The sequence below is a fragment of the Legionella jamestowniensis genome (assembly GCF_001467745.1).
Lineage (GTDB): Bacteria > Pseudomonadota > Gammaproteobacteria > Legionellales > Legionellaceae > Tatlockia > Tatlockia jamestowniensis.
Genome location: NZ_LNYG01000013.1, coordinates 267190 through 290353 on the forward strand (window position 1 = coordinate 267190; position 23164 = coordinate 290353).

Sequence of the window (23164 nt, forward strand, 5' to 3'; positions counted from 1 at the left end):
CCCAGATTTCATCTGACAAATTTAAAATGCTGCTTATAATGTTAGCATGTTATTTTTGCTACCGGCCATCCTTCGTTGCAGGATAAATGCCGGTTTTCAGCGTTCACACTTTACAATTTTGGTGCGGTATAACCCTCTTCAAATTGGGTAGAAAAATAATACAGTAAGGCGGCCACGTAGATCCCTGCGACAGCTACTCCACCAAGTAAAGCACGGCGGTTTGAAAAGAAAGATTGAAGCGAAACTTGTTTGTTTGATTGCTCACTCCCTGCTTTTGTAGAAAAAGAAGCCACCTCATGCCATGTATGTTTTGAGGTAAATAAGCACGAATCAGGTGTTAATCCTTGGTAGCGTTTAAGCAAAGTAGTAAGTTGACCTTTATGTTCAGCTGAACGCGCCCATGCCTCTTCCTTTGTTAAGGAAGAGAACCGTGCTTTCAATGGAAGGCCTTCTAATACCTCTTCACATTGTTGGTGAAGCTCGTCAATTTCGTTGGCTAATTCATGATACCTGGTAAGGGCATTTCTTCTTAAAATAACTTGTGCATGTTCAGGTACTTTTGGATCAAACACCATACTAGGATTTTCTCTTACACTCTTGGCCAGTGTTAATATAAAACAGGCAATTTTGGCACTATCGTACTGGCACTGTTTTTGTATCTCTGTAACAGGTTGCGATGCTACTGAAAGATCAATATCCGCATGCTCCGCAATTTCAGCTAAGGCATGTAGTTGCTTTGAAGTACGCTCATCTACTGTTGCATGTATGTTGTTATCATCCAAAAGTCTACCTGCATAAGCACGCAGTTGTTCTTGTTCAAGATAAAATTTTACTTGATCGAAAATAGTATAAAAAACCGTATAATCAATGCGATCTGCATCCACATTTGACTGAATTTCATCCAGCAACAGGTTAGCAAAGAATAAAAGCTCCTTTACTTCATCATACACAAGCGCCGCATTTAACCGGGCATCAGGACCAACCCCTCTTGAGGCAAGACTGACATATTTTTTAATTTGAACATCAATGAGCTCGGCTAAAAGCTCAAAAAGCATTTTATTTTTATTCATAATTCTGACTTATTAAAACTCAAACTTAAATGGAGAATATCTTATTCCCCTCTTTCAAATACAACCAAAACCTCAGCACTCATACCAGCACCTACAGACAAGGTTCCTTGTGCCTTACCCTGAGTTGGTGAAAAATGACCTGCTAAATTTCCATAGTTAGTCATAATTGTCACGACACCATCAATACAGGACCCCTTAAGTTCCTCATGGGCATGTTTTGGACACAACACACTACCAGAATCCTTATCTGCAGTCACTTCTATTCTAAAATAACCAGAACTATCGAGACTACTTAATGAGCCACGGCCGTGATACTTGCATTCCCCTATTAACCAGTTAGTTGCTTTTCCGTGGCCATGCCATCTCCCTGGGATATCCTCACAAACCGTAGGAGAGGCTGAACGCAAAATAAAATTAGCGTATATCTGAGAAGTAAACGAGAGCGCTGCCAGCATAAATCCTATTAATAAATATGGTTTCATTCTTATCCTTAATCTCTTCGTTAATAAATAAGGCTTCCTAAAGTCTTATAAAAATGGTGGTTTGATTATTACGTTATAATTTTATGATTGCAATTAAATATGATTACGTAACATTAGCTCTTCAGGATAAGGCGCCAAATAACTTTGGTTCTCTAAATAGGGTTTTGGATAGTGTTTTAAATGATGATTTAGCAGGGTAATTGGAACAATTAAGGGAAGTAGTCCTTGACGGTAATTATCAATCGCTTTTAATAATTCCTCTTTGTCAATACCGCTTAAATTTTTTTTAAAATAACCAAAGCAATGTTGTAAAACATTCGCATGCTTTTTGGGCGTTGCTATATAAGAAAGTGCTTGCATTAAACGCTGAATATAACGTGCAGCAATCGGTTCAATTGTTTCTTTTTTGAGTTGGCTAATTTCTTGTCCAAGCAGGCGATAGGTTGTCGGATGGTGCGCAAGAAGCGTTAACTTGTGGCGCGTATGAAAAGTAATCATCGTATGAACGTTCAAACCATTGGCCACCATATTCTGCCAATCCTTATAAATAAACAAACGCTCAATAAAATTTTCACGTAAGCGAGGATCACTTAGCCTACCTTCCTCTTCAATGGGTAAATTAGGGTAGTGCTTTTCAAGAACCTTTGCATAAAGACCGGTGCCTGACAGCGGTTGTCCTTTCTCTTGATAAACCTTAACACGTCTCCATCCGCAGGATGGGGATTTACTTTTTAAGATATAACCACTGATATTCTGCAGCAGCCCCATAGTATCGTTTGCATAATGTTGCATTCGAACAGTGTAGTCTTTGTCTGGATTTTTAATTTCTACCATACGAGGGTTTTCCGGATTACCCTCAAGATGTACTGCAGGTCTTGGAATACCCATACCGATAGCAATTTCAGGGCATATGGGTAAAAATTCCACATATTTTCCCAATAAATCGCAAATATAATCATCTCGTTTATGGCCTCCGTCAAAACGAACTTTTTGCCCTAAAAGACAGGAGGATACCCCGATTTGAATCTTTTGAAACATAGAATTAGAACTCTTTATTAATACGCACAGCGTTTGTTAAACAAACTTTAGCATCAATCACGATTAAACAGAAATAGGAAGGCAAACTGATTTAGTCAGTTTTTTTACACCCAATACTCTTTTATACAAAAAAAGTTGACTCCACTTGCCAAGAGCACGAAGATTATCTCTCGAATAGCCTTTAGACTTAGGGAGAAACTCATGGCAATTACAGAGCAGATAAAAACCAATTATAGTTTTATCTTAAAATGCATGGCTGCATTAGCGACAGGCGCACTATTAACTTTGGGAATTGTGGCCGCCTTTATGATGAAAACAACAGCTCTCGTAGCCCCTATCCTCTTTTCAGCCGTAGCAACCGGGGTTGCAGGAGGAATGGCTGTGGCAGCCGCGCCTATTTTACCCATTGTAGCCATGTTAGCCATCCTTGGCGGCATTTGCTTACTGCCATTTTGCTTTGGAAATTCCTGTACAGCATCAAGACACGTCCACACCGCCTCCTGGGGTACCCCTTTTAGCTTTTACCCCCCAGCCTCTTCCCACGTTCATAGCGGGAGCATACTTACAGGAGGCCACGTCCACGGCCACTCGCAACCTCATTCAGGACCTTATCATAGTCATTCCCATTCCGGGAATCATCATGGGCATGATTTTGGTTCAACCCACCATGGCCATTTTTAGTTTCCGCAGGTTGGGTCGAAACGACCTAACCTACTTCACGTAGACAGCGTCCGCGACTTGTTCATGGGATCCCAAAATCTTGCAGCATGACTGGATTCCACAGATAAACTATGGATGTAAATCTGGATTTAACCAGTATGATCTTTGAGCAAAAAATGTTTTTTATTAAGTCATTTTGTTTGGTAAAAATCACATAAATTTTATCCTGTTTAGAAGTATGCTAATTTTTTTAATTTCTTAATTTTCACATAAGCTAACTCTGTTATGATTTGCAGCATTATTTTGATTAATGAGAAAAAAATGCATTATTCAAAGAGTTACCCTTACAAAAAAATAAAAAAAAGACATTTATTCTCCCTTATAAAGAAACAATTAGAAAAAACATGGCTCGACACTTGAATCTTAAAGTGGTAAGCCCTTTGTTCGCCCTTAACGCCGTTAACGAACAAATTTTGTCGCGCCCTAGGCGTCATAAGCGTTTACGTCATGACCTGGTTCGACATGATTTTTTGTTTAACACAGAGTATTTAATTAACCCTCTTTTTTTATTATGCTGCTTGCACTTTTAGGGCGGCTTTAATAACAAGAAGTTTGTTTTGATGAGGAGTGTTCTGTGCCAGCTAATTTTGAAAATAAGTACCTACAATCTTTATTCGACAACTTAACCGCTTCCTATGAAACAGAAACAAACTACACCCCCATTGAGGTTACTCTTGAGCCCCAACACATTAAAGAAGAGGACATTGATATCCTTCTGCAATTTGTTCAAGAAAAGCGCAAACGTCTTTTCCTTTTTAAACTTCCCAATGATGAAATCAATAGCAATATCCTCATTCTAAGCGCACGCAGGGCATTTTTGGATCAAACTGCAACGGACTTACTAAATACAACCACTGAACCTAAAATTAATACTTTAAAAGAGGCATTAAATAGTGCTTCATCGACAGTGCGTGCCAATATTCAAATTCAAAAAAGTATTCATCTTCCGAGACATTCAGTTGTTGCTGTCCAAAGACCACAAAGCGAACATATTAAACAACTTGAGATTTCAAACCTTGTCTATGTCCCCATTGATTTACCAGAACTACCTAATCTTGTAAAACAATTATCAGCACTAGGTATCCAGGCATTACAAGAAACAGCAGCACAAAAAATTAAAGAATATTCTCATGCCTTCACGGATGGTATTATCCCTAGGAATTTAGTGAAGGGCTTTTATATCGACAGTGAACAACATGCTCTATGCTACACTGACATGCCGCACAGGCTTCCCTCTGCCCTCGCACCAACTCTTGAAATACCCACACAACTTAAGCTACCTAGCCTTGGTGAGGCATTAAAGGTATCACCCAATCTGTCTGACATTATTTTAAGGCATCTCTTGGACACCAGTGATCCTTTGGCGCAAAAAGAGGGCTTAATTCATGCGTCACCTACGAGTGCCAAAGAAATATCAGCCCTTCTTAATGCATGTAATCCCGCTGATGCCGAATTTATTGTGCCCATGCTTGCCAAATTATTCATCCTTGGCGGTGAAACTCACACTAGATTATTTATAAAACTTTTACGAAATTGCCTGAATAAAAACTTAAGTATTGCGTTTTTGAAAGATCCTGTTGCCCAGGATGCTTTTTTAAGCCCGCGCGGTATTAAAAATCTTCAGAAACTTCTAAAACTTCCAGCCGAACAAAAAGAATGGTGGAACACATTGGCTATTGCCCATCTTAAACATGAGAAACACCATTTTGATTTTAATAATTTTTTCGAAGCTTACACTCAAATTTTTCTACCTCGTATTGCCGATAAGAATCTTACTCTTCCTAATCCCTGCCCTATTAATCACGAAGGTCATCTTTTAGTCACATTAAATCGCGTATTGGATGTTTTAGAGCACGCTCAAAATCCACAAGAGCAATGTTTAGCATTAGAAGATCTTGATTGGGGCCCTACCGGCGTTCATTATGCAATGATACAAGCTCCAACATCGGAGCGATTTCTACAAGTAGCAGCCTGCATGCATCTCGAAAAAGCTGAGGATGTAAAATTCAACCTTGAGACTATATATAACCATCTCAATGGCGATCCAGAAAAGTTGAACATGCTGCTGTTTCGTTATCTGGGACAGCATTGGAAAAGCAGGATTAGATTAACAGACATTGAAGCGCAATTTGTAGAGATCCAAAACCAGGCAACATGGAGTGCTGAGCAAAAGAATCAATTGTTGTTTATTTTAACCTGCACTTTTGCTAACGAAGAAAATCTTACCGCTGAGCACTGGCAGAAAATGCTAAAAAATAGCATCAATTTACTGCAACCGCTTAGCCATGAGGAGAGGGCTGATTTACTTCAGGGACTTTCACGTTGTTTCAAATTCAAGCCCATTCCCTCTTTTTTGCAAATACAAGGCCTTCTATTACGATTGCTTGAACTCAAAACGTCTTTTCCTGACAAGAATTTTAAAAATGAACTCATTGCCCCCTATATTTCTTGCCTAGAAAATGAAGGATTTGAATTAATCGATACCCTGCAAGAGCGCATGGAAAAGACAAATAGCTCTCCTGAAAACAATTTGTCGGTTGTAGCATCCTTTGCAGTACTTTTGCAAAATAATCGTCAGAATCTCACACTTGATGCTATTAAATTATTGGCAAGAATAGATGAGCCTGACTTATCCCAAAATGACATTGATGAGTTGATGTTAGCGATTAACAAACTCGAAATGAATAAAGGTAGCGTCTATTCTGATGTTTTGTTAAGTCTTTTAAGCAAAATTAATGTTTCAAAATCCCAGCCCTTACCCAAGCGTCAGCAAATTCAAGCATTGATCAATTCAATTATAGAGTCCATCTATCTCCCTGAAGAGTCTACGTTAGAAAAACAGGAAGAGTGGTTAAAAAACAGTATTATTGAAAGAAATTTATTACCCGGATGCGTTTTCGGTAATGGTGATATTTCTAAACTTGATGATCTGATAGTTGATGCACTAATTACTGCAGTGAAAAAACGCAATGATGTTCTGCAAATAAAAAGCCTTAAAGCATCATTGCAAGAAAATCTTCAAAGTAAGCTAGTCCCTGATCAGTTAAAAGAGCAATTAAACCAGGAATTATTTCCGCTTTTTGACGCTTTAGCTGACCTTGTTGAGCTACTGCAGACCCCTAATCCATGCTTTGAAGAAATCCTCAATAAATTTGGATATTTCGAAGAAAAAATGCCAAAGCTTCTTAACTCAACTTATAGTTTGCGAGGCTTGGGAGAAACCAAGGGTGAATATATTTTAAGCTTTATCCTTACCGGTCAGCGCCTCGCGACAGACAATCAAACAGGAAGGATATTTTCCGGCATTTTAACGCAACTGCATGGACTTATTAACCGCGAAATCCATGCATATTTCAATGATGAGCGTAATAAAAACAAGGTTACTGATTTAGATGCGAACACCTGTCTTGAATGGCTAGCGAAATTCAATGACACTCACTCGCTTACCTTCTTATTCAAAGAAGAACTGGTACAGAAAAAAGTATTGCCAGCACTCAAAAAAACATTGCAACAATTAAATACACAGGATCCAGACTTTGAAAATAGTATTCTGGAAGCCGCGGGCAACCTTGCTGAAGATCAACCTGCCGACCAATCACTGCAAAATTATAAAACCACGATTGAAACGATTGTTAGTTATCTTAATTTTCTCATTGATGTTAAAGACAAAGCATCAGATCAGTTTTACACAATCTATAAACAGCTACAAACCCCCCCTCTCTCGCGTTTAAACTATCGGCAGAAGCAGGTGCTGGTTAATACGCTTCTTCGTGCCGACCCAGCATCTTTGAATTTATATCTAAAATTAACGACTCAAGCTTTTGAAGAGAACCCTTTAGCGGATACAGCGGCTATTGATCGTGCTTTAAATGGTTTGGAAGCTCTTTTTGAGTTAGCTGATCTGGAAGCAGAAACCCAGACTTTATTTTTTAAGATGAGCGTGGCTCACAATTTAAAAAACCCCACACCGTTTCCTTTAGCTACCTTAAACGAGTTAAAAAAATCCCATATTGAGGAGGAAACAAAATCTTTAATTCTTAAACAAATTATTCAAATCTTAAGTCGAATGACCGTGAATGATTCTCAAGATTTAGTTCAAGACTTAGTTCACCGCACCCAATCTTTTCTATCAGAAAATCCTGTCCATGCTTCCCTATGTATTGCTTTGCTAAAACGTATCTCCCTCGACAATCTAAGCCGGGATTTAAGTACCTATGCCAATATTTTAACTCAACTGGCTTCAATGAATGAGGAAAATAGAGAAAAACTTATTGCAATTTTGACAGGTTTTGCAAACAGCAAAAAGGATGATACCGTTAATTTACCCATCTTACTCGACATTTCCAAAGGGTTAGGCAGGCGTTCTGCAATCGATTTAGATCAAGTCAAGCAACTCTTTGCAACGCCTCCGTACCCAATTGCCCATACACTGAATTCGGCACTACTAGCCCACGGCTCAGAAAAACTTCAGGCTTATTGCTCAAGCTTTGATACTAATCCATTTGCAAAAACAGGAGAAACACGCCCCCTTTCAGAGCACTTTACAACCGAAAGAATTCAGGAAGCCTTATTAAGCCTGGAAGATTTACTCCATGAAGTTAAACTGCCCCCATTACTACAATTGAAACTGGCTAAGCAGCTTACTTATATAGAAACCTTAGGATACACTGATCCCTTAAAACCCTACGATTATAGTGAACTTAAAAAGTTAACCTCCAGTTCTCGTCAGCAATTAAAGGAGCGGGCAACCCTATTGCTCAATCAGCTGCGTTCACATCAAGTTCCTGAAGAACAACTTGACTTGATCCAAATGGAGCTTCTTGCACACCTGCGAGAAATTTATTTTCGTACTACAGGCTTGTTCCCCAATACCACGCAAATGCTCATGTTGTTGCTCTCCCTACATACTCCTTATACAAATTTACTCATGCGCATTAATACAGGAGAAGGTAAAAGCTTAATTGCACCAATTCTTGCAGTTTTACAGTGGGCACAAGGAGGGACCGTTGATGTATGCACTGCAAACAGAACCTTATTAATCAGGGATTATGAAAACAGTTGCGAACCCTTCTTTAAATTTTTAGAGATTAAGTCATCCCTGATTCAATCAGATAGTCAGCCAAAGGATTATCAATTGAACGGCATCAACTGCTCTACGCTAGAAGACATGGCTCTTTTCCGTCTGGCAGCCAAGGAAGCGAAACAAGAGGCATTCATTCAAAATGAGCATGCTATTCATCTTGTTTTAGATGAAAGCGATGATGCCTTACTTGATCAAATTACACTTTATAAGTTAGTTGCAGAAAACCCTTCATCTGAAGCAAAAGATATTCATGCTCAATGGATTTATCCACTTGCTTACCAATTTATTAATCTTCCAACATTTCGCAATACTGATTCTGCCAAAGGTAAAGTTTGGGATGAAGATGAAGATGTCGAACAGTTTCGTCTTTACATTAACAAAACGATTAACGAAAAATTTAATGGTGATGCTGATAAACAAAATTTTATGCTTGCAACCAGCAATACACAACTCAGACAATGGATCAATGCCAGTTGCAAAGCCGCCAAACTTGTTGAGAATAAACACTTTATTGTTCGCCCCCTTAAAGAAAAAGATGAAACCGGTAATGAAGTAACAAAAAAAATGGTCTGTATTCCGCTGGTTCGCAGTACACCGAAAACCGGCTGTATTTTCACCGACGGTGTACAGCAAGCTTTACAAGCGCGACTGAAAACAGAAAATAATGCCCAGACACATTATTTTTTTATTGACGCTGATCCACAAGTTTTAGCAAGTCAATCTGCCCGTGGTTTGGTGCGCTTTTACCAAAATACGGGAGGGCGACTTGTTGGGATTTCAGGCACCCCTGGCGATTCAATCGAATTGCAGTATCTAGCCACACAACTCGGCACCCAAGCAATCAGTGTAGCACCCTATGCAGGTGATAATCGCAAAAAACATCCCCCAGTTTTTACATTTTCACGTAATGAAACGATTAACGCTATTCATAAAGCAATCGATGCCGTTAAACGCCCTGTTAAAAAACCAAGATTGGAATTTGATTCCGATATTCCTATCCAAACTTTAGAAGAGCGCGAAGCTTTTATTCTACAAACTAAGGATGCTCTTGAAAAATGGAGTCAAACTCAAACTCAACCCATTCTCATTGTAAGTGAGGATTTTGATGATGCCCAAGCCATCGGAAAAAGTTTTGAAGCTTATAAAAAAGCAGGATTTAAAATTCAAATTGTCACTGGTAAAGAAAGTCCGGAAGAGTTAGACCGCATCGTTAAACAGGCTGGTAAAGCGAATACGATTACCATTGGGACAGCGATGCTTGCAAGAGGCATTGATATTAATCCTGGTACCCACCCTGAGGGTCTATTTGTTATTCAGCCTTATACTGACAGCGAGAGAATGACCATACAAATTGCAGGTCGCGCGGCTCGAAACGGGAAACCTGGACAGTGGCTTCCGATTTATCAAGTCCCAGCACCTACCAGCTGGTTTACTCGATTCATGTATTTTCTTTTCCCTCGCTATCGTCAACTACAGTCTGAGAAGACTATTAAAAAACTGCAGGATGAAATTAAATTACAAGCCACACTGGATAGACTTTATACCCAAGCAATTGATAGGGCACAGCAGACATTGATGCAACAAGTCCATGCTTGGGAAAGTTTATTACTTGATCTTTATCCAAACGATATCAATTTGAAAAATGATCTTTATCAATGGCGTCAGGTACTTTTAAGTGAATTGTCAAATGTACAAGAAACCAGCATTTCAGCAGATACCTTGAGCTTAAGCATTGCTCAATTCCAAAATGCAATTTGCAAAATTTGGGAGAATATCCGGGAAGAAAAATGGATAGCAAAGGCCCAACAAATAGAAAGACTTACCGCTTTGCAGCGTTTAAAACTTAATTATTTAAAACAGTTAGATCTCGCCAGGGAGTTAACTATTCAGGATGCGTTACAAGAAAAATCCCCTTCCTTTACAACCGCGGCTACTGCATTAACCTATCAAAATTTGGAAGCAGTGATTCTCGACAAGGCAGGGGCTGCTCTTGAATTTACCCAACCTGAAGAAGATGCTAAAAAACAACTGGAATTAGCCCAAAGCCAACAACTGCTTCCTCATTTAATTGGAGAACTCTGTGCAGTTTATCCTGAAGCCATTAAGACACTAAATACCGACGAAAGATCGAGATCATCTTCATTTTTCCCAACCCTCTTGGTCTCACTTGCCGAGAAAGTTATTCAACAGAAAAATAAAGTACTACGCCAGGAAGATACAACGCAAATTACTCAATCAACCGTTGCGTTTTATCAAAACAAACTCAGTCAAGCCAGTGCAGCTGCCATTCAAGAGTTACTTGTAAAAATAAAGCCATTGCTCCTTGCACATACCCAAACCCTGGCTTCAATGCCATTGATTGATAAATTTAAAATGCAAGGGCTGGTTCTTACCTTTACTAAACTTTATCGACAAGCCGGTCTTGAGCTAGACGAGCAATTAATTGCCCTGAGTATTCAATATGGTGATGAAATCATGAAAATGCTGGCTCATCATCTTATGAATGAGTTTGCCTGGGTCAATCAAAATCCTCAACCTTTGCATGCCCTTCTGGAACGAACTGTTGCTAAAGAGGCTGCCAGCAAGATTTATCAAGTGGCTGAGGAATTAAGACAAGCCCCCCAGGACAAAGCTAAAATTCAAGCTCTCTATATGGTTCTTCAAGAGCAACGCGTGAAATTAAACGATGAATATCTCTTTTCATTGACCCATAAAAATCCGCGCAGTGTGATTAATACGGCCTTGACCGCGATTGAATCGCTAATTTTTGCACCTCATTGCGACCAGGAGTTTCAAGAGAGCTGCAATGATTCGGTATTATCTACTTATCATCTTGGTCAATTTCGCACCCAACTTGACGATATTTCACAACAATTTAATGGAGATACAGTATGGAATTATCTTAAAACAACCTTGATTAATATAAGTGAGGATAATAATCAGATTTATCTTATTGAGGAATTATATGAGACTGTAAACCGCTTCAGCTCTTATACGGCGTATCAACCTTATAGTAATGCCCTGAACACGTTAAAACATCAATTGAGTCACTCCATAAAGTCACTTAAAAAAGTCGATGGTTTCAAGCAAGACACTCAAGACAGCCTCTTTGCCCATAAAGCGTCTCAATTTGCCGCTTTATTTCAGGTGTCAGAAGACCAGGTACGGATTCGAAGTGGTTGTGATGGGATTCAATCCTATATTGAAGTACAAATTGATGATTCCCCCTTAAGAGAAGGGTTTACCGGGTATCAGTCATCTACCTTGCCAATGCTTGAAAAAGAACGCGCACAACTCATGTTGCAAAAAGAACAATTTGACCGTCATCGAGAGGCTCTGCTCCATTTAAACGACCCAAAAGCCTGTGAGATACTCCCCTTAGAACTACAAGAAAAATTTAAAGAGCTTTGGACATTAAAAAATTTGCTAAACCTGGATTGGACGACCCTCAATCGTTCGAGTGTGGTAGGTTTACCTGAATCTATTCTCACTATTCATCAACATATTCATCGTCTTGCTTACTGGGATTGGACGTCACTGCCTGATTTCGATGAAATAGAAAAATTTTCGGGAAAAACAGCCGGGGATTTCTATGGTGATTTGCCAGAAAAGCACGCAGTTTTAAACAGGTATGCCAAAGAAATACAACTCAAAAAATCTGCAGCAGAACAAGTTATTGAAGAGAAAAAACGTGAGATAGCGGCTGAAGAAGAAAAACTCTCTAAAATTAATACTCAACTAAGTCTGCCAGACTGTAGTTTAAAAGATAAGCTTCTTCTAAATGGCCAACTAGTGCTGATTAAAGCGAATATTTCCATTCTTCACACTAAACTTTCAGATCCAGTTAAAACCTTAGCAGCCATCACAGAAGAAGAAAGGATTGGGCAACTTAATCAGGATAAATTAACTCATACCCTGAGTTTAAAAACCAAAAATGTTATCGCTATTCTACAAGAGAGGGCTCAACATCTTCTTTCAGACTACTTAAACGAAGCAAGTAAAAGGCTCATAGCTACTTATGGACAAGAGTTACATACAGTAACTACAACATTGGGGCAATTGGAACAAGTAGAATCTAAAAAATCCCTCTACCAAACCCGTCGTTTTTTTAGTACCCAAGAATTGTTAAATTATGAAGCAAGCGTGAAACAAGAAGAAGCAATGATTCCCACGAATCCGGCAAGGGAAGTGAGGCAACCGACTATGTTGACACGATTTTTCTGGGAGCCTGTCAGGCAGGTTACAACACAATTAGAAGCGTTAAACTTGCGCCTATAGTAAGTTAATTAACGGTTATCACCTGGTTGGCACTTTGACAACCAGGTTCATCTTGAAAATGCAATCACACACTAGGTTAATCTAAAGTCTATTAGGTAATAGCTTCAGCACCACAAGTAGCATTGCCAGGACTATAGGAATAAGCACCACTCCCTGCAAGTTTACCGCCATCAACAATTAAATAGTCTTCTCGAATAGGTGTTTTCGCGAAATAGCATTCCAGAATTTCTCGAACACCAGCAGCATATCGTGCCTGAGCAGACAAGGAGGTACCTGAAATATGAGGCGTCATTCCATGATGCGGCATCTGTCGCCATGGATGATCTTTCGGCGCAGGTTGTGGAAACCAGACATCCCCCGCATACCCTGCAAGCTGGCCTGTTTCTAATGCTTTCACTACTGCATCACGGTTACAAATTTTGCCCCGCGCAGTATTAATAAGATAAGCCCCCCTTTTCATCGTATGAAGCAGCCTTTCATCAAATAAGTTTTCTGTTTCCGGGTGTAATGGGCAGCATAGACACACAATATCACATTGGGACACCATCGCTTCTACTGAAGGGTGGAAACACGTCTGTAATTCTTTTTCCATCGCTGTCGATAAGCGATGTTTATCGGTGTAATGGAGTTTAACGTCAAAGGGCTTTAGTCGTTTCATAGTCGCCAAGCCAATTCGCCCCGCCCCAACAATCCCTACGCTCATGCCCTCAACATCATAAGATCTTGAAACACAATCTGCGATGTTCCAGCCCTTATCCAGTACCCATTGATAGGAAGGGATATAATGACGCACCAGTGTTAAAATGAGCATTAGATTATGTTCAGCTACGCTGATACTGTTGCTATAAGTTACTTCCGCCACTGTGATTCCCTTGGCCATTGCAGCCTCGAGATCAACGTGATCTGAGCCAATTCCAGCAGTGATTGCCAATCGCAACTGCCGTGCTTTTGCAATTCGCTCAGCAGTAAGATAAGCGGGCCAAAATGGCTGCGAAATGACTATTTCGGCATCCATCAACTCACTTTCAAAGCGTGAATTCGGTCCTTCTTTATCAGAAGTCACAATAAAGGTATGGCCTTCCTTTTCCAAAAAGCGGCGCAAACCTAACTCACCTGAAACAGAACCTAATAAATGCCCTGGCGTAAAATCAATGGCTTTAGGTGCTGGTAACCCCTGACCATTTGGATAACATTCGATTTTCGGGAGCTCATTCCGAGCATAACGTGGAGGATAGCCGCTTACTGGATCCTCATAAAGTACACAGAGAACTTTTGCCATTCACTTTCCTTGTAATGACTGAACAATGTCCAGAGTACAATAGGAAAAAGCAGCAAGCAACGCTTTTAAAGACCTCTTCTATAATTAATAAAAATAGTTTAAGGAAAGTTATGCTTTTACGTGTAGCTATTTTAGGTTGTGCTATTGGTTTTTCGTTCGCCCAGGCAACGACTGTAGCCCAACCACAAGTTATTTTAGACTTTGCGCTTCAGGTGATGCAGCAATGTTATGAAGTAAAACATCAAATGGGAGCCCAGCTAGCGGAGTGTATGAATAATACTTTTAAAAACATACCCAATCCTGAGCATTATAAAATCAATCTGAATGGAGACGTGCCCGGTGATAGTAAATTATTCATTTATAATCAGGCAGGTTATCGAATATATTGTGATCTCTTTACTGGAAAAACCCTAATCGTTAAGCAATGTTTTGATTTCCAAGGGAAACCTTTAACGAAAGGACAAACTCTCTCAATAACCCCCCCTTCAAATTAAGTCATTAAAAATCATGGTATAGGTAACTTTACCCATATAACCCCCGTTCAGCTTGGATTATAATTGAGCAATAAATTCATAATTAACTCTAATTAGATAGCAATGAAAATCGAATACTTACAAAAGAAAATTGACTTTATTAAAGAGGTGTATGAGCTCTTACAACAAACTTATGATTCTTTATCTATTATTAATGATGAAAATAAAAAGCAAAAAGAATTTAATAAGCTATTAAAAATTAATGAAATTATAAATAATAAGACAACAGTTATTAATTCCTTGGAAGAAAAACTTAAGACGAAAAAATCAAAAAATGACCAATCTTCTGCAGAATATATTGATTCACAAGTAAAACAGTTATTAGACCATATAATCTCTGTTAGCTGCCCAGACTCTTCCCATAGTGCATTGAAAAACACTTACAGGATGCTTACGAAGACATTGTCCACATCTTTATTAGGGTCGATTTTTTCTTCGCCTTTAAAAAAATTTGATGCAGATTTAAAGAATTATTGTTCTCATTTAACCAAAGCTTTTCGTTTAGGACAACGTACGATTGAACAACAATTGCCAGAACATGAACAAAAAAAATTAATGCAGGTACGTGCAGGGGAATTTCAAAAATTGCCCCAAGACATTATAGGGTTTATTACGTCTTTATTGCCCACACAAGCGCTCTGCAAGCTTTCTGAAACAGGCCACTTTTTTAAAAAAATGACTTTCGCCTCTCGAAAAATTCAATCCGAAGTAGCCCCCCGAAAAGCCCCTCAAATTAATGTCACTTTAATTGGTGACTCAAGAATTGGCATAAGAAGCCTCATTTCTCAGCTGACAAAAGGCATATTTCAAGAATTCCACATAGGTGCTCTTGAAGAAAAGCATTTTACAGGGGGTTTTTTATTAAATTATCAAAGTCCTCTTATAGGTGGTCGTGATTACTCTGCAACAATTAATTCCGACGCCTACATTAACAATCAATATAGGCGCACTAATATTTTCCTTCTCTGTTTTGATATTAGTGCTCGTGCAAGCTTTGATAATTTGGCTTATTGGTATAAAGAAGTTGTAGCACGTCATACAACTTGCCAATTTTTACTTGTAGGACTTAAAAGCGATCTCGCCGGGGAGAGGGAAATTACCCAACAGGAAGCTCAGAAATGGGCAGATACCTATCAGATGGATTATATAGAAACATCGGCAAAAACAGGCGTTAACCTCCACGAGTTAGAAAACAAAATTATTAAAATGCATAAACAGGTTTCTCATTCCATGAAAGAAGAGACCAGTAGATTTAAATTTCGCTAAACATAAGGTTAATGTGCAAGTTACTGCTAAGGGTAGGTGCTGTTTAAAACAGTATACCCTTAGCATTTTCTTTTAATTGAATTGAAATGAATCAGTAAGGCTTGGATCTACTCTATCTTTCGATTTATTACCTCCAAACACTGTCATCGTACTACTACCTGGTTTTGTTGTTTTTTCCAGGGCGATGAGTTTACGCAACTCTTCATTGAGTGAGGCTTCAGAATCCAGTAGCTCCTGCTCCTCCCTGGAGGGCAAAGAAGCAGGATCCACCCCACGAATTTCTGTTTTATTACGCAGTTCGCCATAGTAATCCAATCCCATGCCGACTACAAAAGCATCAGGTGGAATCTCAAACCCCACATATTCAGGTCTGTAATTGTTGATTCGTGGTTGAACCTTTTCAACAAGTACAATTAAAGAAATTTGTTTGGGACCAAAATTTTCAAGTAACTCTTTGATTTTTAAATAAGTTTTTCCAGTATCACAAATATCATCGATTATAAAAACTGTTCGTTCACCCAAATTGATCTTTGGCATGGAGCTTATTTTCAATTCTCCAGAGGTTAATTGATTCCCATAACTACTTGCTTGCATGGTGGTGTAGGAGTATTTATAACCAAATTTATTTAATGTAGTTTGCAAAAGACTGGCAAAAGGATGAGCACCATCCATTAAACTAATTAACACAGGATTGGCATTACGATATTCTTTAATTAGGCGTTCAGCCAACAATACAGTACGTTGTTCAATAGCTCGTTCGGTTAGGGCTTCCCCTTTTTTGTTAAATTTTTCTTCATCAATTTCTTGAATAGGACGAGCATTTTGCCACACTCTTTCTGTGATCTCTTCCTTTAACTTCTGAATAGTCCGTAATTTTTTGAGAATTTCATCCTTACTCACAATGCACCTCATGTACTGGTATTAAAGTGTTAGCGCTTGATTCTGTTTGAGAAGAGAAAAAAATGCAAGAGATGCTAGTTATAGAAGATGGTATTTCATAGCTTGTATCTTTTCATCTACAATAATTTGAATCCTTCCCTGGCTAATCCTCCTCAGATATATCAACTCCCCATTACTACATACTTTCGATCATTTGGAGAATAAGGGATTGTCTCAGTATCTTTAGAATTTGAAAGCTGTTGCTTCAGTAACTCTAGATCCCCCTTTTCTCGGGCAGCTGCATAATCAGCAAAGAACCGATATGTTGTCGCGTTGTAATTGTTAAGGGCATGAGAAGCAATAGTTTCTACCATTTCGTTGGGTAACCGTCCCAAATAACAAATATTATTTTCTTCATTGCCCTTTGTCGCTTGATTCCAGGACCTCTGCGCCTGCAAGAACAAACGCGCCAAGCTTAGACTATTTATCGCGGGGATTTTCAGTTTATTTCTATTGCATATTTTTGCAATAGTATCTAAAAACTTATCATCTATATATTCCTCATTGCAACGCACATCAAATTCAACAAGCGTAGTATTGTTAATTAAAGCATCAAGAAGTGACTGACTTATTTCTGGATTAATATCTAACCTAAATTTTGTAAGAGTTCTACTATTGGCCAACGCTATTGCGCCTAATCCTATATTGTTATCATAAATATCCAGACAGGTAATTGTTTCGTTGCAAGCCAATGCTTGAGCACCATTACGTCCGATTCGGTTATGCGAAACTACCAAAGAAGTAATCGTTTTATTACTCGCCAATGCCTGCGCTCCTTTGTCACCAATACGGTTAAAAGAAGCATTTAATGTGGTAATGGTGTTATTGGCAGTTAATGCTTTTATATCTTTATCTCCAATTTCATTATCAGCAATACTAAGACTGGTAATGGTCTTATTGTCGGCAAAGTACTGAACACCGGTTCCAATCTTGTTACAAGCAACACTTAAAGAGGTAATAATTTGATTATTGGCCAGATATCGGGCGCCACTAGCCCCCAGATTATTTTTCGCAATGTATAAAGAGGTTATCGTTTGATTCATAGCCAGTGCTTGAGCACCTTCATCTCCAAGTTGGTTGAAAGAAACATCCAGGGACGTGATGGTGTGATTACGCGCCAATAATTGAGCACCGGCCACTCCAATGTTATTAAAGCAGAGATTCAAGGTAGTAATTTGTGGATTCTCTTTTAAGAAATCACAAATTAAGGGCACATCATCGTCATTAATAGACAATCTCTGTAAATCAAGCCGATTACCGCTAACACGTACTTTAATTCGTTCAAGGGTCAAAGACATAAATAATTCTCCACAAACTGATTAATCTCAATGATGAGGATAAGCACGTAAAAAGAATTATTTAGAAAAGAATAGGTTACCCTCGCTGAAATAAATCAATTACATGATTACCTCAGCGATGAACCCGTTTAAAATTGGTTTAAACTAGACAACTTGTCAGTCCTCTGGCCTTTTCCAGAGAAGACACACCGCGTTAGACCAAAAATTATATAACAAGCATTAATTAAGTTCAACAAGAGTCAAATTAGCTCATTTTATTGATTCACCCCATTTTTCGGCAAAGCAAATCTCTCTTAATCGACGCCGACCTGCATATTTTTTATCAGTCCCCTTTCGCTTGCCTATACCAAGCAAAGCTACCACACGTATATCTTCTGGAATACCAAGCACATTTTTAATCTTATCCTCAAAAAAACCTTCCATAGGAGCCGTGTCATAGCCAAGCACTTCAGCCATCCACATCATTGTAGTAAAAGCAATCATGACATGACGGTTTACCCAGACGGCATAATCAGGGGCAAGTCCCATGGCATTACCTGCGGGGGCATTAAACGTTTTTTTAATGATTGCCCTTGTCTTTTCGTTTTGCTCTTGACTGAAACCATGTCTCTCTGCTTCAGTCAAAACCTCCTCCAGACTATGTCCACGCGGTGCATTTAAATCACCACAAAAGACAATCACAGCCCCCGCTTCTTCAACTTTAGACTGATTCATAGCAGCTTCGCATAAAGCATGTTTTTGTTTTTGATCTTGCACGACTATAAATCGCCAAGGTTGAAGATTATAGCCACTTGGTGCCTCTATACCTGCCTGCAGAATTTTAACAAGCACGTCATGTGGGACAGATGAGCCATCAAAACTTGCAGTAGCACGTCGTTCTTTAATGACCCTATAAAAAAGCTGGTCTGCAGATTTAACATTTTTTGATATTGTGTCCATACTTGCCTCATATATTTTCTTATCCATATATTTAGTGTATCAGAGTGAATAACATCCATTTTATTTGAATAATCTTCACCTACTTCATGGTCCCTATTTCCTGAAATTTAAGGGGATAGTAATCCCAAATTTTCAAAAACTGCAGAAAATAGGCATAAACCAAAATTCGCTTTTATTTTTAAATGGCCTAGACTGATTAAGGTTAACAAACAGATTATTTTTAAGGACTATACCCATAGGGAGATCATCATGCCTCATCAAAAATATCAATCTTGTATCGATGCTTGTAATATTTGTGCTGTAGAGTGTGAACATTGTTCAACGGCCTGTTTACAGGAAAGTGATGTAAAAAATTTAACTCGCTGTATTCAATTGAATAGAGATTGTGCTGCCATTTGCAGCTTTGCAGCTAGCTTTATGGCACGAGGCTCACAATTTGCTAAAGAAGTCTGCCGACTTTGTGCCGACATTTGCAAAGCTTGCGGTGACGAATGTGCGAAACATACACATATGGAACATTGTAAACGCTGTGCAGATGTCTGTTATAAATGTGAAGAAGAATGTCACAAAATGGCTGGTTCCCTTTGATTTCTATACTCTTTCATTCGCAATTGAGATTAAAATTATTTCAATTGCGAGTACCAGCGAAGCAATCTATTACGATTTTTTGAACAAAACGTTGTTTTAAACGCTTTACAAATAAAAAATTTTGTCCTGCACAGAGCATATTAAACAATTCTTAATCCGACTTAATATTTTTTTAAGTAATAGTCGCTATAGTTAAATAAAGTCTATTGCAATTGAATATTATGCCTAAATTTAACTATTCAACAAATGTGAATGAAACAAAGTTTAAACAATTCTTAGATTTCACGGCCTATAAACTGGATGAAAGTTCTACACTGTCTGATGAGTTTAGTAAGGCAGTTATTGCTTTGATGGTGGAAAGGCATGAACGAGGTACGCCCACAGGCTGTTCTAATCTGATTGAGCAATGTGGCTTTATAACCTCCCAATCAATTATAGATTTTTTAAGGGATCCTGCCATTTTAAGAGAGCTTAATGAAAAACTTGGCCCTCCTTTTCTATTACCCGCAGAGCTTTTAACCAAAATTCAGTCCACCTATGATGAAGCAAAATATCTTCCACCTGTGGATCTCCTTGGTAGAGCTTATGGATTGGATACTTTATCAACGCTATTTCCTGTTTTTGAATTAATCAAAAATTTATCACAAGATGAAATAGCGCTTCTTGATAAAACATATTCATCTACACTAAAACCTTATCTTCGGAATAACTCGCTGCTAACGTTTCATAATGATTTAAAAACGATGCCTTTACTTAAATTTGAGGAAAAATATGAGGGATGTTTCAATGGAATGTTAGACAATGTAATTGGTTGCATTTTAGACACACAAAAACTGTCTGCCATGAGGGATAACGCCACTAAATTAGCCCCACTTAATGAGTTTGTGAAAATTATTGATAACAAAATAAAGCAATTTGAACTTGCCAGAAATAGCGATGCTTTAGATGCAGCATGGGATCTTAGGCTTAAAATAGATAGTGCCATCAATGATTTTATAGCCGGTGAATTTACAATTAACGAGTTAGTCGAGACATGTAATACTGCCATTAGCGATTCTACAACTGAACTCAGTAAACATCGTGGGTGGCCAGGTATTTTTTCGGCCATCACACTTATTATTAGTAATCTTGCGTCTTTATGGAGGAAGAAAACAGACTCTGAGCTAATATTGAAAGAAATGAAAGAGGCAGTCGATGACTTAACGCAGCAGGAAACCACTCCTTCCCCTTCGCAGTTTAAAGGTTAATTTAAGCATCGAATAATCAGGCTAGGCTATAAAGGGATTTAGCTAAATTCAACCCTGGTTATTCTTATTTTAACTACACTTTGATTAAACCTGACCATATTACTATCCCAAACCTCTAACACCTATAAATAAAGTCATTCATGAATAATACTTGGACCCTTTTATTAGTTAAGGATTAGTCATAATGAAGTTATTCTGTTATATTTGCTCGCTAATTAATTTGTTTTATCAAATTAATTCTCTATCTGACTATTTAAAAGAGCTTCAAAATGAAAAATAAGTTACTTCAACTAAAATCACATTTGTATGATTTTAAAGAGAATCAATTCTTAACAGACCTTAATGTTGTACTTGAGTCAAATATTTCTGAAATTACTATTGAAACTGCCCTCATGGCATTAGATATTTTGGATTCCATTTTACTTAATAAGTTATCTTTAAAAAAAATTAACAGCACGTTGGAATATAAAACCAAAATTTCTGAATTTTACCTCACCTTAAAAAAGCAAATAGTTGATTCTCGTTTGCAAATAAGTCGAGATTTCTTTCTCGAAATCCCACTCGGTGAACTGAATACGTTAGATCCCAAAGCTGACAAATACACGAGTGCAATGGCGAAAGATCTTAACAATTTTTCCTGTAGCATGGTTCTTTACGTGATAAAAGACATGTCTTACGAAAGAGCAATTTTAAAAGTCAATCATTTGATAGATATACTTGGTATGGCGATAGAACAAAAAAACTTTCATGATGTATGGGCTATCTCTGCGGCACTCAACAATACCGCGATACAAAAATTAATCACTCAATATAAGTTCTCTGCCTCTCGTTTGAGAGTTTTAGAACGTATGGAAATCCTTGCGAATGAATATGACGAGTTCATGAATTTGCGCCACGTAACATTTGGAGCAGCTATACCCACCCTTAGCATCTATGGGGGACAAGTCACCAAGGATGAGTTAATGTCTGGAAAAATGGGTGACTCTTTGTTTAAGCCTGTTCTTTTAGGTTTGCAAGGGATAGTTAAGCAAGAGAAAACTGATAAAAATGTGGTGGCTTATCCTTCTCCTGAATTTAATAAAACGGACGCGATAAAAGAGTTAATTCATAATGCTGGTGGATGGGAATATATCGCCGCTCAAATAGACGATTTGCCTATTCCGGCTTACATCAAAGAAGACTCCAAAGATGTATTAGAGCAAGTAAGCAGCGAACGCATTTTAAAAGAACTCGCCGACATTGAATCCGACTTGATTTCAGTGCAAGCCGAATACCATACTGGACTCGAAGAGCTGTCAAAAGAGGATTCCAGTAAATCCTTGGATGACATGAAAAAAGAAGATGGTTTTGATGTCTACGCAAAAAAATATTATGAAATAAGAAGCAGATATAATCTTTCTACGCTCGATTTGCGAAATCAGATAAAAAGAAACCCAGACGATGAGTCTTTACAAAAAAAATGGAAAGAGTTTCAGGATAATAAAAAGCAAGAAATAGAACTGCTTAATAAAGCGACACTAAATGGTGCACGATTTCATCTCGTTGCAAAAATCTGTGAATTGGAAACAACGTTAAGGGAATTAAACAATAATAAAATTTCCTCTAGAGATAATCTGGATCAAACGCTAAATAGCTGTATATCAGCCATGTCACTTTTACTTAGACAATCCAGGCCTGATAGAAGGAAAATTATGTTCCTCGGTGGGCAACACCAACATACCCAACTAAATGCCTTGGAAAAAATTGTTAAATTACTCGATCCTGAAAATACATCGACTTACAAACCTTGCGATATGAGTTATGAAAAGGCTATTCATAAGCTACATTTACTTACTCGTATTAATTACATTGAAAAAGGAAAATCCAAAAAATTTCGCGATATCGAAAAATTAGTTGCAGCCTTTGGTGAATCTGGAGAAACCAAATTAGGCAGCCGCCAAGAGTTGGAATCACTACTCGAACGGTTATTAGCCAAAGATTTAAAGACCCTGGAATTCGTCAACCAAAAACTGGACATGACGCTTTCTTTCTCCCCTGAAAACCTCAGTAAGTTTTCTAAACTGCATGAATTGGTTTTCCAGCAATCCACCTTAAAGAAAGTGCTTCGCGGATTAGAGTTTCAGTTTACGATACAGGGTAAGATTCGATACCTTAGCAGTCTTAAGCAAAATGAAGACAACCTAAGTCAAAAAGCCTGGGAACAAATTGCATTGTTAAAAGACAGTCTTAAGTCCGGCAGCCCTCTATTAAAGCAAACTGTCTCCTACAAAAAAATATGTTATGAAGACGGATTTTTTCATTGTGCCTTGAAACCGGAAGCAGCTACTTCCTACCATATTTCCCCACGCGTGAGTTAAAGCTACTATTAGGCATTTTATAAGTGACAGCCAGACCACTCTGACTG

The 23164-nt window shown here is 38.3% G+C and carries 14 protein-coding genes; 7 read left to right on the forward strand and 7 right to left on the reverse strand.

Annotated features, from left to right (window positions below; genetic code table 11):
* Window positions 1-110 precede the first annotated feature (110 nt).
* The 3 genes from Ljam_RS05625 to Ljam_RS05635 form a co-directional block, all read right to left on the reverse strand.
* Window positions 111-1070 carry a hypothetical protein gene (locus Ljam_RS05625; protein ID WP_058449147.1) on the reverse strand — a complete coding sequence of 320 codons (960 nt, stop codon included), beginning with the start codon at window positions 1068-1070 and terminating at the stop codon, window positions 111-113.
* 41 nt (window positions 1071-1111) lie between these two features.
* Window positions 1112-1552: a hypothetical protein gene (locus tag Ljam_RS05630; RefSeq protein ID WP_058449148.1), complete on the reverse strand. Its 441-nt coding sequence runs from the start codon at window positions 1550-1552 to the stop codon at window positions 1112-1114.
* A gap of 93 nt (window positions 1553-1645) precedes the next feature.
* Window positions 1646-2590, reverse strand: a complete 945-nt coding sequence (locus Ljam_RS05635; protein WP_058449149.1) for a YbgA family protein — start codon at window positions 2588-2590, stop codon at window positions 1646-1648.
* A gap of 201 nt (window positions 2591-2791) precedes the next feature.
* Between Ljam_RS05635 and Ljam_RS05640 the strand changes: the two genes are divergently transcribed.
* Window positions 2792-3271 carry a hypothetical protein gene (locus tag Ljam_RS05640; protein WP_058449150.1) on the forward strand — a complete coding sequence of 160 codons (480 nt, stop codon included), beginning with the start codon at window positions 2792-2794 and terminating at the stop codon, window positions 3269-3271.
* Between the two features lie 613 nt (window positions 3272-3884).
* Window positions 3885-12671: a preprotein translocase subunit SecA gene (locus tag Ljam_RS05645; RefSeq protein WP_058449151.1), complete on the forward strand. Its 8787-nt coding sequence runs from the start codon at window positions 3885-3887 to the stop codon at window positions 12669-12671.
* Between the two features lie 91 nt (window positions 12672-12762).
* On the opposite strand, the gene Ljam_RS05650 is transcribed toward Ljam_RS05645, so the two are convergent.
* Complete coding sequence (locus Ljam_RS05650) at window positions 12763-13950, reverse strand: NAD-dependent formate dehydrogenase (RefSeq protein ID WP_058449152.1); 1188 nt, start codon at window positions 13948-13950, stop codon at window positions 12763-12765.
* A 110-nt stretch (window positions 13951-14060) separates the two neighbouring features.
* On the opposite strand from Ljam_RS05650, the gene Ljam_RS05655 reads away from it, so the two are divergent.
* Together Ljam_RS05655 and Ljam_RS05660 are read left to right on the forward strand one after the other, a co-directional pair.
* Window positions 14061-14444, forward strand: a complete 384-nt coding sequence (locus Ljam_RS05655; protein WP_058449153.1) for a hypothetical protein — start codon at window positions 14061-14063, stop codon at window positions 14442-14444.
* A gap of 102 nt (window positions 14445-14546) precedes the next feature.
* The gene (locus tag Ljam_RS05660; RefSeq protein WP_058449154.1) at window positions 14547-15749 is read left to right on the forward strand and encodes a GTP-binding protein; all 1203 of its coding nucleotides are present in this window, start codon (window positions 14547-14549) and stop codon (window positions 15747-15749) included.
* A 72-nt stretch (window positions 15750-15821) separates the two neighbouring features.
* Here the strand turns inward: Ljam_RS05660 and Ljam_RS05665 are convergent, their stop codons facing one another.
* From Ljam_RS05665 to Ljam_RS05675, 3 genes are all read right to left on the reverse strand, one after another.
* Window positions 15822-16649, reverse strand: coding sequence for a phosphoribosyltransferase (locus Ljam_RS05665; RefSeq protein ID WP_058449155.1), 828 nt, complete (start codon window positions 16647-16649; stop codon window positions 15822-15824).
* A 161-nt stretch (window positions 16650-16810) separates the two neighbouring features.
* On the reverse strand, window positions 16811-17986 hold the full coding sequence (locus tag Ljam_RS05670) for a leucine-rich repeat domain-containing protein (RefSeq protein ID WP_058449156.1): 1176 nt from the start codon (window positions 17984-17986) through the stop codon (window positions 16811-16813).
* A gap of 249 nt (window positions 17987-18235) precedes the next feature.
* On the reverse strand, window positions 18236-18925 hold the full coding sequence (locus Ljam_RS05675) for a nitroreductase family protein (protein ID WP_058449157.1): 690 nt from the start codon (window positions 18923-18925) through the stop codon (window positions 18236-18238).
* 249 nt (window positions 18926-19174) lie between these two features.
* Between Ljam_RS05675 and Ljam_RS05680 the strand changes: the two genes are divergently transcribed.
* From Ljam_RS05680 to Ljam_RS05690, 3 genes are all read left to right on the forward strand, one after another.
* Window positions 19175-19513, forward strand: coding sequence for a four-helix bundle copper-binding protein (locus tag Ljam_RS05680; RefSeq protein ID WP_058449158.1), 339 nt, complete (start codon window positions 19175-19177; stop codon window positions 19511-19513).
* A 221-nt stretch (window positions 19514-19734) separates the two neighbouring features.
* Complete coding sequence (locus Ljam_RS05685) at window positions 19735-20760, forward strand: hypothetical protein (RefSeq protein ID WP_058449159.1); 1026 nt, start codon at window positions 19735-19737, stop codon at window positions 20758-20760.
* Window positions 20761-21029: 269 nt separating this feature from the next.
* On the forward strand, window positions 21030-23117 hold the full coding sequence (locus Ljam_RS05690; RefSeq protein ID WP_058449160.1) for a RasGEF domain-containing protein: 2088 nt from the start codon (window positions 21030-21032) through the stop codon (window positions 23115-23117).
* The last annotated feature ends 47 nt before the right edge of the window (window positions 23118-23164 follow it).

Excerpts from the sequence above, each read along its gene's own strand:
- Ljam_RS05625 (WP_058449147.1), bottom strand. The coding sequence starts at position 1,070 with ATGAATAAAAATAAAATGCTTTTTGAGCTTTTAGCCGAGCTCATTGAT.
- Ljam_RS05630 (WP_058449148.1), bottom strand. The coding sequence starts at position 1,552 with ATGAAACCATATTTATTAATAGGATTTATGCTGGCAGCGCTCTCGTTT.
- Ljam_RS05635 (WP_058449149.1), bottom strand. The coding sequence starts at position 2,590 with ATGTTTCAAAAGATTCAAATCGGGGTATCCTCCTGTCTTTTAGGGCAA.
- Ljam_RS05640 (WP_058449150.1), top strand. The coding sequence starts at position 2,792 with ATGGCAATTACAGAGCAGATAAAAACCAATTATAGTTTTATCTTAAAA.
- Ljam_RS05650 (WP_058449152.1), bottom strand. The coding sequence starts at position 13,950 with ATGGCAAAAGTTCTCTGTGTACTTTATGAGGATCCAGTAAGCGGCTAT.
- Ljam_RS05655 (WP_058449153.1), top strand. The coding sequence starts at position 14,061 with ATGCTTTTACGTGTAGCTATTTTAGGTTGTGCTATTGGTTTTTCGTTC.
- Ljam_RS05660 (WP_058449154.1), top strand. The coding sequence starts at position 14,547 with ATGAAAATCGAATACTTACAAAAGAAAATTGACTTTATTAAAGAGGTG.
- Ljam_RS05670 (WP_058449156.1), bottom strand. The coding sequence starts at position 17,986 with ATGTCTTTGACCCTTGAACGAATTAAAGTACGTGTTAGCGGTAATCGG.
- Ljam_RS05675 (WP_058449157.1), bottom strand. The coding sequence starts at position 18,925 with ATGGACACAATATCAAAAAATGTTAAATCTGCAGACCAGCTTTTTTAT.
- Ljam_RS05680 (WP_058449158.1), top strand. The coding sequence starts at position 19,175 with ATGCCTCATCAAAAATATCAATCTTGTATCGATGCTTGTAATATTTGT.
- Ljam_RS05685 (WP_058449159.1), top strand. The coding sequence starts at position 19,735 with ATGCCTAAATTTAACTATTCAACAAATGTGAATGAAACAAAGTTTAAA.
- Ljam_RS05690 (WP_058449160.1), top strand. The coding sequence starts at position 21,030 with ATGAAAAATAAGTTACTTCAACTAAAATCACATTTGTATGATTTTAAA.